Source organism: Novosphingobium sp. (assembly GCF_032093395.1).
In the GTDB taxonomy this organism is placed as follows: Bacteria; Pseudomonadota; Alphaproteobacteria; order Sphingomonadales; family Sphingomonadaceae; genus Novosphingobium.
In genome coordinates, this window is sequence record NZ_DAMDBA010000154.1 from 1 (window position 1) to 586 (window position 586).

The following is a 586-nucleotide window of genomic DNA, read 5'->3' on the forward strand; positions in this document are numbered from 1 at the left end:
CGTGCTCTTTCCCGCAACGCCCGCCCAGCGCAACGGGCTCGAGGATCTTCGCCTGGTCCGTTTCACCGATGACGATGCCTCGACCTGCTATTACGGTACCTACACCGCCTACAGCGGCGCCGCGATCGCCTCGGAGCTTTTCGTGACCCGGGATTTCGAGACGTTCGAATTGCAGACGCTGACGGGTCCGGCGTCGCGAAACAAGGGCATGGCCCTGTTCCCGCGCCGGTTTGGCGGCGATTATCTGATGATCGGCCGGCAGGACAATGAGAGCCTGTTCCTGCTGCGCTCGCCCGACCTGCGTCACTGGGAGGAAGGCAAGCGCATTTTAGGACCGCATTATCCCTGGGAACTGGTCCAGATGGGCAATTGCGGCGCGCCGATCGAGCTTGAGGAAGGCTGGCTTGTGCTCACCCACGGCGTGGGCGCGATGCGCAAATATGCCATTGGCGCGGTGCTGCTGGACAAGGATGATCCCTCGCGGGTCATCGGCCGCTCGGCCGTCCCGCTCCTGTCGCCTTCCGATGAGGATCGGGAAGGCTATGTTCCCAATGTCGTCTATACCTGCGGGGCGATCGCGCATGGC

Annotated in this window: 1 pseudogene; it reads left to right on the forward strand. The window is 63.3% G+C overall.

What is annotated here, in order from left to right:
* A pseudogene (locus RT424_RS24140) lies at window positions 1–586 on the forward strand (glycosidase); the annotation flags it as partial.